Below are 6,000 nucleotides of genomic sequence, written 5' to 3'. Positions count from 1 at the left end.
GGCTTGGATGCTAGACACAGCCGTCATCGGGACACTGACGGTCCTTTTTGGTTTTGCGACGCTGTTTGTGGGGTTTTTCTTTTTTCCGGTGGTGTTTTTAGCCCTTTCGGTTGTCTACCGGATCACCACGATTGCTGCCAAATCCGCGACGCCGGGCATGCGTGTTGTCGGCATCGAATTTCGCAACAGCGAGGGCCACCAACTCACCTCTGGAGAGGCCGCGCTGCACACGATTTTCTATCTGATCAGCTTAACCTTTTTCCTACCCCAGGTAATCTCTTGGGGAATGATGTTAATGACACAACGTCGTCAGGGCCTGCATGATGTGTTGCTAGGCACCGCAGCCATCAATCGCCCCCGGCTCTAGGGCGCAAAACCGGATGACCGCGCTGTGCCCAAAAACCATTGGTCACACAGTTTGCGCAATGTTACGTTTAGCGAAATTAACAGTCGGATCTCCATGCGCCACACCCTTCCCATTGCCCCGCAGTTCTATGTGACTGCGCCGCAACCGTGTCCGTATCTTGCGGACCGGAAGGAACGGAAGTTGTTCACCGCCCTTCAAGGGGACAACGCAAAACAGCTAAACGACACACTTTCACAGCAAGGGTTCCGTCGGTCGCAAAACGTGCTGTACCGCCCATCTTGCGCAGATTGTGCGGCCTGTATGTCGGCCCGTATACGGGTTGCTGATTTTGAACTCTCCAAGAGCCAGCGCCGGACCATGCGCCGCAACAAAAACCTTGAGCGGGAGGCTATTTCACCTTGGGCGACAGAAGAGCAATACGCGCTTTTTCGGTCGTATCTAGATAGCCGACACGCGGACGGCGGCATGGCAGATATGGACATATTTGAGTTCGCGGCCATGGTCGAAGAAACGCCAATCCGGTCCCGCGTTGTGGAGTATTGGCAGAAATCCGCCCATGAGCGGAAATTGCACGCAGTGTGCCTGACAGACGTCCTCGAGGATGGCCTGTCGATGGTCTACTCCTTCTATGATCCGGCTATGGTGAAGGCCTCGCTGGGGACTTATGTCATTTTGGATCATGTACGCATCGCGCTCGATGCCGACCTGCCTTACGTCTATTTGGGCTACTGGGTGCCTGGATCGTCCAAAATGGGATACAAGGCCAACTTCTCGGGTCTTGAGATTTACAAGAACGGTGAGTGGCAGGATATCGGCGACCCGGATGACCATACCGCCGAAATGCACCCGCTGTCCGTGGACCCTATCGCGGAACAAGTGGCCAAAATCACCCTACCGAACAGCCAGCCTGCTCGTTAGCGGCCTGGACTAAATCACGAGCCCCCGGACATAAAAAAGGCGCCCCGCAGGGCGCCCTTTTCTTATCAGTTATTCGGGAGCAAATCCGGGATGATAGAGACGACCCCGGGGAACATCCAAAGCAGCCCCAGTCCAGCGATTTGGATCAAGACGAACGGCAGGACCCCGCGGTAAATATGGCCTGTCGTGACCTCCTTCGGTGCGACGCCCCGCAGATAGAACAGCGCAAAACCAAATGGCGGTGTCAGGAACGATGTCTGAAGGTTCACGGCGATCATGATCGTTACCCACTTAGGGTCCATCGTCCCGCCATAGATAACGGGGCCAACGATGGGGATTACGATATAAATGATCTCAAGGAAATCGAGCACGAACCCAAGAATGAACAGCACCAGCATAACGATCAGGAACACTTTGATCTCTGAATCAAAGCTGCGCAGGAACTCTTGGATGTAGTGTTCACCCCCGAAGGAAATCACCACAAGGTTCAGCAATTGCGAACCGATCAGGATGGTGAACACCATAGACGTAACCTTGGCGGTTTCGCGCACCACAGGTGGCAGAACGCCAGTCTTGAACAGCACCCAGCACGCGTACAGCAGACCACCAAATGCGATGTGGTACGAGGCCTGTGCGATCAGCATCGCGATCTGGTCGGCTATCGTGGTGGTGCCAACACCCACGCGCAAATCAAAATTCACGCCAAAGATGATCAGGATAATGATCGAGAAGCTCGCAATCAGGATCCATTTTCCGGATTTTTGATCCTCTCGCAGCTTGCGGTAGGCGGCCAGCATGATGGCCCCACCTGCCCCCAAGGCCGCAGCGGGCGTTGGGTTCGTAATACCACCAAGGATCGATCCAAGCACCGCCACGATCAACACCAGCGGCGGGAACACCACGCGAAGCAATTCGTTCTGCGCCAAACGGCCAAAGGCTGTGCGCAACCCATAGGCCACCAAAGCCAAGGGGATAGCCATCAACACAAACGTTGTCCCAGAGGATGTCAGCGGGCCAAGCAGTGCGATGTCTATGACAAAGGCAAGCACAACGCCAAGGCCGCCCACAATCAGCGGCGCAGGTGACGCCATAGGGTTCACACCCCGCGCAGTCGTCAGGACCAAGGCCAAAAGGATGAACAATGTCGCGATGCCCGAGCCAATCGCGGGCGCGTTGGCCACGACCTCTTGGCGCAAGACATCACGCTCCTCAGTCGTAAGCTCGCGTGACGCGACAACCCCGCCTGATGCCTCAATCTCTGCCTGCTCTGCTACGGCCATGTCCCAGGCTTCTTGGCCATGCAGATCGATCATCGCAGCCGAGCATTGCTCGGACACATTGGTCCGCAAAGACGCCGTTTCACCCGACGCCGAGAACGCGCTGACTTGGACGGATTGTGAGCCAACAATGCCTGCCTGCACCGCGATTACGACAGCCACGATGATGCCCACAGGTGCAAACAAGAACCAAGTCAACGCATCGGAACGCGTAATCAACGATGGTTTATCGTCGGCAAAGATCACCGGCGGCGCCTTGGACGGGTTCAACAGCGCAAAGCCAAACGCATAGGCTGCGTACAGGAAGGCGAGCATGATGCCGGGCAGCAAGGCGGCTTGGAACAGGGTCCCAACAGACACAACCGCAGGCTTGCCAAGATATGTCAGGGCATCGCCGCAGCCAACAAACTGCGCGCGCTGTTCTTGGGCAGTTGAATACAAATCACCAGCCAAGGTGCCCAGCAGCACGATGACGATAGAGGGCGGGATGATCTGCCCCAAGGTGCCCGACGCCGCAATCACACCAGTGGACAGTTCGGGCGAATAGCCGTTGCGCAGCATTGTCGGCAAAGCCAACAAACCCATCGTCACAACAGTCGCACCGACGATCCCGGTGGAAGCCGCCAAAAACGCACCCACAATCACGATCGACACAGCAAGCCCGCCGGGCAATGGCCCAAACAAACGTGCCATTGTTGTCAGCAGATCATTCGCGATTTTAGAGCGTTCCAGCGTGATGCCCATCATCACAAACATCGCAACAGCCAGTAGTGTCTCGATTGAGGCGCCCGCGATCACGCGCTCATTCATGCGGTTCACGATAAAGCTGAGGTTGCGGTCAACCGCCAACTCCCACCCGCCGGGGAACAAGGCCTCTTCGACGCGCGGCAATTCAGGATACCGGAAGACCGAAATCGCATCCCGCGCGATCCCGTCGGCCACCAGCGCACCATACTCGGCCGAGCCAGAGTCGATCGCTTGGTGGATCAAAATCCCTGCACTATCGAGCGCCGCGATGATCCCAAACGAAATGATCCCTGCCCCACCGATGGCAAAAGCCACCGGAAAACCCGACATAATGCCCCCGAAAAGGCACATAAAAACGATCAACAGACCGACTTCGATCCCGTCCAACCCCAAAATCATCTGTCTGCCCCTTAGTGGATTTCTGCCGCGCGTTCCGCTTCCGCGTCGCCCAGCTTGTCTTTGTCCAGATATTTCCCCGCAGAGGCCTCACCCTCGAACCATTCGAGATAGCTACGCCAGAAAAAGGCGCACGCCTGCAGGAACACGCAGCCGCAGAACGCGACGATCAACACCTTAAACAGGAAGTAGGCGTCAAACCCATTGGGCGAAAAGCCAATGGTCTCAACATTCCATTTCAAAATGCGCGCTTTGCGCTCCAACAAATCAAGATTGTCGGAGGCCGAGATTTTCGGCGTAACGAGGTGACGCCACATAAAGAACCAAGCGTACATCCAGGTCAGCACCATGACCGGCATCATGAACAGAACGCTGCCCAGCATATCGATCACCCGCTTGGTGCGGTGCGACACCGCCGAGTAAACAAGGTCCACACGAACGTGGCCGCCCTGCACAAACGTGTAGGAGACACACAAGCAAACAATCATTGCATTATAAAGCTTAAGCTCTTCTGAGTACCAACTCAGGTCGCGCGTGAATACCGTGCCGAATGGCCCAAGCGTGATTTCAGACACGCGAAAAATACGCTGCAAGAACACGATCATGATCTGTTGCAGCACCATCAACAGGCCAGCCCAAGCCGCGAAACGGCCCAGTGTGTTTGCAAAGCCCTCAAGCCCGCGCACCAACCCCCATAGGAACGTGCGCTTCCAAAAGCCGATCGCTGTTAGAACAAGGAACGTCGTGAACACGACAAAGAAGAACTCGACCGAACCGCCGTAGTAAATGAACCGCACTTTGGCGACTGGATCGGACCAATCAAGCCACGTGCTTGGGTTCAAGATCGCATAGCCAGTGTTGTAAAAGGCCGCCCCAATGTTGGTAATGACCCAAAGCGCTGCGTCGAGCATCTCGTTTCCCTCGCGATAATACCCGGTGGGTTTATGCACCCTTTGACCGGTCTTCCCCTCCCACGCATGTTATTGCGGGGTGTATCGTTGGGCGGGCGTGGCCCACCGCACTCCGCAGCACCATCGAATATGACTGTGCTTACGCGGCAACTGTCGTGATAAGAAAAATGGGCGGGACCAAACGGCCCCACCCACGTTTTTGGCAATTAGCCGAGCACGCGGTCACGCTGTGCGCGGTATGTACCTTCGGCAGCTTCGATCCAACGCGAAGAGGCGCGCATGGAGGACATTGCACTGTCGTAGACCGACTTGTAGATCTCGTCGCCCATGTTCTCGTCATGCACTTCTTGCGACGCGCGACCGAATGCATCCCAAACGCTGTCAGGGAAGCTGCGGACCTGAACGCCAGCGGACTGCAGACGTTGCAGCGCAGTACCGTTGTTGGCCAAGAACTGTGCGAGGTTCCACTGGTGGGCTTCCGCACTTGCGATTTCGATGACCTTCTGGTGCGCGGGGCTCAGGCCCTCGAACACTTCGCGGTTGGTCGCCACAGACAGACCTGCACCTGGCTCGTGGAAGCCAGCGGTGTAGTAGGTCTTTGTGATCTCTTGGAAGCCAGCTTTTTCATCAGCCCATGGACCAATCCACTCGGTGCCGTCGATCGCACCGGATGCCAGCGCTTGGTACACTTCGGAACCGGGCAGGTTTTGCACCGATGCGCCGAGCTTACCAAGGGCTTTGCCGCCGAGACCGGGCATACGGAACTTCAGGCCGTTAAAGTCCTCTGGGCCGTTGATCTCCTGACGGTACCAACCGCCGGCCTGTGCGCCGGTGTTGCCTGCAAGGAATGACTTGAGGTTAAAGATTTGACCCAGTTCGTCGTGCTTTTCCATGCCGCCGGCGTGATAGTACCAGTTTGCCAGTTCTTGCGCGGTCATGCCGAAGGGCACAGCCGTGAAGAAGGCGTAGGCAGGGTGCTGACCCACAAAGTAGTAGTCTGCGCCGTGGTACATGTCGGCTTGACCGGAGCTGACCGCGTCAAATACTTCAAATGCGCCAACCAGTTCGCCAGCAGCCTTCAGGTCAACGGTGAGCATGCCATCGGTCATGGTTGTGATGCTGTCGGCGACGCGCTGTGCGGCATCGTGCACGCCCGCAAGGCCACGGCCCCACGTGGTCACCATCGTCAGGGTGCGTTTGCCCTGAGCGTAGGCCGGTGCGGCCAGCGTTGCGGCCGCAGCTGCCGTCCCGCCAAGCGCGGAATTCTTCAAAAACGAACGACGATCCATGGTTTTCCTCCCCTATGGATTAATGAACAGCGACTCCCCCCTCGGAAGACGCTGACGCAAGTTAGTCGCGGGAAGGTAGGTTCCCCGCCCCCACA

At 56.8% G+C, this 6,000-nt stretch carries 5 protein-coding genes; 2 read left to right on the top strand and 3 right to left on the bottom strand.

Features of this window, described 5'->3' with window-relative positions; translation table 11 throughout:
- Together AC4GMC_RS03485 and AC4GMC_RS03480 are read left to right on the top strand one after the other, a co-directional pair.
- A partial coding sequence (locus tag AC4GMC_RS03485; protein WP_488047505.1) for an RDD family protein occupies positions 1-367 on the top strand: 367 nt, incomplete at its 5' end.
- A 93-nt stretch (positions 368-460) separates the two neighbouring features.
- The gene (locus AC4GMC_RS03480) at positions 461-1,285 is read left to right on the top strand and encodes an arginyltransferase (protein ID WP_487876662.1); all 825 of its coding nucleotides are present in this window, start codon (positions 461-463) and stop codon (positions 1,283-1,285) included.
- A 65-nt stretch (positions 1,286-1,350) separates the two neighbouring features.
- Here the strand turns inward: AC4GMC_RS03480 and AC4GMC_RS03475 are convergent, their stop codons facing one another.
- The 3 genes from AC4GMC_RS03475 to AC4GMC_RS03465 all read right to left on the bottom strand — a co-directional run bounded on the left by AC4GMC_RS03475 (position 1,351) and on the right by AC4GMC_RS03465 (position 5,905).
- Entirely contained in the window at positions 1,351-3,708 is a 2,358-nt protein-coding gene (locus AC4GMC_RS03475) for a TRAP transporter large permease (RefSeq protein WP_487876661.1), read from the bottom strand.
- An 11-nt stretch (positions 3,709-3,719) separates the two neighbouring features.
- Positions 3,720-4,616: a TRAP transporter small permease subunit gene (locus AC4GMC_RS03470; RefSeq protein ID WP_487876660.1), complete on the bottom strand. Its 897-nt coding sequence runs from the start codon at positions 4,614-4,616 to the stop codon at positions 3,720-3,722.
- A 206-nt stretch (positions 4,617-4,822) separates the two neighbouring features.
- Complete coding sequence (locus AC4GMC_RS03465; RefSeq protein WP_487876659.1) at positions 4,823-5,905, bottom strand: TRAP transporter substrate-binding protein; 1,083 nt, start codon at positions 5,903-5,905, stop codon at positions 4,823-4,825.
- Positions 5,906-6,000: the final 95 nt, after the last annotated feature.

It is taken from the genome of Thalassobacter sp., assembly GCF_982993085.1.
The sequence above is the reverse complement of the archived record's forward strand: the minus strand, read 5'-3'. Positions and strand labels throughout refer to the sequence as shown.